Raw genomic sequence first — 3,533 nt, forward strand, 5'->3', positions numbered from 1 at the left:
TGGTGCTGACGGTGATTCACGGCATCGCCGAACAGACCAACCTGCTGGCATTGAATGCTGCGATCGAGGCGGCGCGCGCCGGTGAAACCGGGCGTGGGTTTGCCGTGGTCGCGGATGAAGTGCGTGCACTGGCGAGCAAAACGCAGAGCTCGACGGGCGATATTCAAGCGCACATCGTCGCTTTGCAGCAGGGCGCACGTGAGGCGGTCGAGGCGATTGGTCAGGCCGGACGGCAGGCCAGCGAAGGTTTGCTGGTGTTGCGCGACAGTGCGCGGTTGCAGCAGTCGGTGCAGGCTTCGGTTGAGCAGGTGCATGCGGCGATCGGTCTGGCGACGCAAGCAGCAGCGCATCAGGCGCAGGGTGCACAGGCAGTGCGTGGGCGGGTCGAGACGATTCATGCACAGGCCGAGAAAGCGGCGCAGGCAGTGGTGGAGACCACGGCCAGTGGCAAGGTGCTGGATGGCCTGGCTGCGCAATTGAAGGCTAGCCTGGGACAATTCCGCGCTTAAGATCAAAAGATCGCAGCCTGCGGCAGCTCCTACAGGGAAACGCAAATTCCGATGTAGGAGCTGCCGAAGGCTGCGATCTTTTAGCGGCTCAGATACATCCGCGTCGTCAGCAGATAAACCGGCAACCCCGAGACCACAATCAACAACGCCGCATAAGGCGCCGCCGCCGCAAACTCGACATTCGCCGTATGCGCCCAGACTTCGGTCGCCAATGTATTGAGTCCGGTTGGGCTGAGCAGCAACGTTGCCGTCAATTCCTTCATCGCATCAAGAAATACCAGCGCAAACGCTGCGCCCAGTGCCGGGAAAATGATCGGTAAGGTCACCCGGCAAAACGCGGTGAACGACGATGCGCCTAATGTCCGCGCCGCTTCTTCCAGCTGCGGTGCAGCCTTGTTCAGCGCAGTGCGGATCGGCGCCTGCGCCAATGGCAGGAACAGCAGCGCATAGGCGATCAGCAGCAAGCCCGACGTCTGATACAGCACTGGCACGTAATGCAGGGCGAAATACACCAGCGTCAACGCAATCACCAGCCCCGGCAGCGCGTGCAACAGATAAGGCAGGCGTTCGGCCCAGATTGCCAATCGGCCTTTATAGCGCACCACCAGCAACCCGACCGGCACCGCCAGCACCAGGCACAGCGCCGCACCGCCCAATGACAATGCCAGCGATGACAACAGCGCCTCGGTGATCGCCGCTACCGGGAACGCCGCCGATGAGCCGACCGCCAGCCAGTAGGCCAACATGCCCAGCGGAACGCCGCTGCCGATAATCGCCAGCAACAGGCAATACAACTGACCAAGCGCCGCCCACGGTCCAAGCTTTACCTGTTCAGCCTGTCGCGCTGCGCCCTGTCCGGTGCGCACATGCCGGCCCTTGCCGCGCACGCGCAGCTCCAGCCACAACAGCAGCAGACACAGCGCCAGCAACACCGCCGAAAGCATCGCGGCGTTGGCATTGCTGAATTCCAGTTCGAATTGCTGGTAGATCGCCGTGGTGAAGGTTTGCAGGCCAATGATCGACAGCGCGCCGAATTCCACCAGCATGTGCAGGGCAATCAGCAGCGAACCGGCCAGCAGCGATGGCCACAGCAGCGGCAGGGTGACGCGGAAAAATACGCCCCAGCGATTCTGTCCCAACGTGCGGGCGGATTCTTCGAGGGAGGGATCGAGATTGCGCAGGGTCGCCGCTACTGGCAGGAAGATCAGCGGATACTTCGACAGGCTCATCACCAGAATCGCCCCGCCTAGGCCTTCGAATTGCGCGCTGAGCGAGACCCAGGTGAAGCTGCTGACAAACGCCGGCACCGCAAACGGCAGGCACAGGATCACGCCCCACAGGCGCCGCCCTGGCAGATTGCTGCGCTCCAGCAGCCACGCTAGCGACAGACCTATCACGGCGCAGGTAACCGTCACGCCGACCATCAATGCCAAGGTGTTGCGCAGCAGGCCAAACACATACGGGCGCCACAACAAGTGCAGCGCCTCGGCCCATCCGGCCTGCCAGGCTTTCAGTCCGACATAGGCCAGTGGCAGCAGGCTCATGACCACCAGTAGCAATACCGGCAGCACCAGCCAGATCGACGGCCGTTTGCGTCGTGGCACGTAACCCCCGCGCGCGGCGGGGGCCGATAACGATGCTGCCATCAGTTCAGGCCAACTTCGCGTTCCAGTTCCAGCGCTTCTTCAGCGTTGCCCAGATCCGCCGGGGTGACGTTCGGCGCTTCCAGTTCGCTGAACGGCTTGAGGCCGCGATCCGATTCCATGCCTTTGTGCAGCGGGTATTCAGCGGTGGTCTGAGTGATCACGCGCTGACCTTCTTCGCTGGCCATGAAGGCGAGGAATTGCTGGGCTTCTTTTGGATGTTTGCTGGATTTCAGCACGGCAGCACTGGACACGGTGATCAGGCCGCCAGCGTCGCCGCCGGTGAAGTAATGCAGTTTGGAATCGAGCTTGCCTTTCTCGCGTTGCAGGGCGAACCAGTAGTAGTTGTTCACCAGCACGGTAGCGACTTCGCCGTTTTCCACAGCTTTGAGCGCGACCATGTTGTTGCTGTAGGTCTTGCCGAACGCGCGCAGACCGGTCAGCCATTCCTCCGCAGCGTCGCGACCGTGCAGTTTGATGATTGCTACGGCCTGCTCCTGGAAGGCGCCACTGGTCGGCACGAAGCCGACCTTGCCCTGCCACTGCGGCTCTGAGAATTCCATCACCGATTTCGGCAGGTCTTTTTCATCTATCAGTTTCGGATTGAACGCGACGACGCGGACGCGGGCGGTAACGCCAATCCAGGTACCGTTGGCGGCGACGTATTTTTCCGGCAAAACCGCTAGGGTGGCGTCATCGGCCTTGGCCAGCAGACCCTGTTCGCCGAGGTTGTTCAGCGGCGGCGACTCTTCGGTGTAGATCACATCGGCGGGCGAGCGGTCGCCTTCTTCGATGATCTGGCTGGCGAGCTGATTGCTGCTGCCTTTGCGCACGTTGACGTGAATGCCGGTCTTGGCTTCAAAAGCCTTGGCAATCGCGTCGCCGACTTCCTTGTGCTGGCCGTTGTAGAGAGTCAGGGAAACCGCATCGGCAGCCTGGGTGAGGGGAGTGGCGAGTGCCAGGCCGAGGAGGGTGAAGGTCAGGCCTCGGCGCAGGGTATTTCGAAACGTCATTCGCAGGGTTCCTCACTGTCGCATTGCAAAAACTTGCAACAATGATAAACGATATTGTTTCTCAAGTGCGCCTTGTGCGGGGCGAGGTGATCTTGTAGGAGCTGGCGAAGGCTGCGATCTTTTAATTTTGCTTTTGATGATAAAGATACGGGCAACAGCAAGATCAAAAGATCGCAGCCTCGTTGCACTCGTCAGCTCCTACAAGCTCTTACAAGACCTGCGGAAATTCAGGAAGCCAGAAACGCAAAAACCCGCTTTCGCGGGTTTTTGTGAAGTCCAAGGCCTGAACCTTGAATTTGAATTGGTGCCCAGAAGAAGACTCGAACTTCCACGACCGTAAGGTCACCAGCACCTGAAGCTGGCGTGTC

At 60.5% G+C, this 3,533-nt stretch carries 3 protein-coding genes; 1 reads left to right on the forward strand and 2 read right to left on the reverse strand.

Annotated features, from left to right (window positions below):
* Window positions 1–509 (forward strand): methyl-accepting chemotaxis protein (locus D6877_RS26505; RefSeq protein WP_241662957.1); only part of this gene is annotated, 509 nt, incomplete at its 5' end.
* A gap of 80 nt (window positions 510–589) precedes the next feature.
* Here the strand turns inward: D6877_RS26505 and D6877_RS26510 are convergent.
* Together D6877_RS26510 and D6877_RS26515 are read right to left on the reverse strand one after the other, a co-directional pair.
* The gene (locus D6877_RS26510; protein WP_122748046.1) at window positions 590–2,155 is read right to left on the reverse strand and encodes an iron ABC transporter permease; all 1,566 of its coding nucleotides are present in this window, start codon (window positions 2,153–2,155) and stop codon (window positions 590–592) included.
* A complete protein-coding gene (locus D6877_RS26515; protein ID WP_016771941.1) occupies window positions 2,155–3,165 on the reverse strand; it encodes an extracellular solute-binding protein in 1,011 nt (336 codons plus the stop codon). Before D6877_RS26515 ends, D6877_RS26510 begins: the two co-directional genes overlap by 1 nt.
* Window positions 3,166–3,533 lie beyond the last annotated feature (368 nt).

Source organism: Pseudomonas sp. Sample_9 (genome assembly GCF_004307535.1).
Taxonomy (GTDB): domain Bacteria; phylum Pseudomonadota; class Gammaproteobacteria; order Pseudomonadales; family Pseudomonadaceae; genus Aquipseudomonas; species Aquipseudomonas mercuritolerans.

Excerpts from the sequence above, each read along its gene's own strand:
- D6877_RS26515 (WP_016771941.1), bottom strand. The coding sequence starts at position 3,165 with ATGACGTTTCGAAATACCCTGCGCCGAGGCCTGACCTTCACCCTCCTC.
- D6877_RS26510 (WP_122748046.1), bottom strand. The coding sequence starts at position 2,155 with ATGGCAGCATCGTTATCGGCCCCCGCCGCGCGCGGGGGTTACGTGCCA.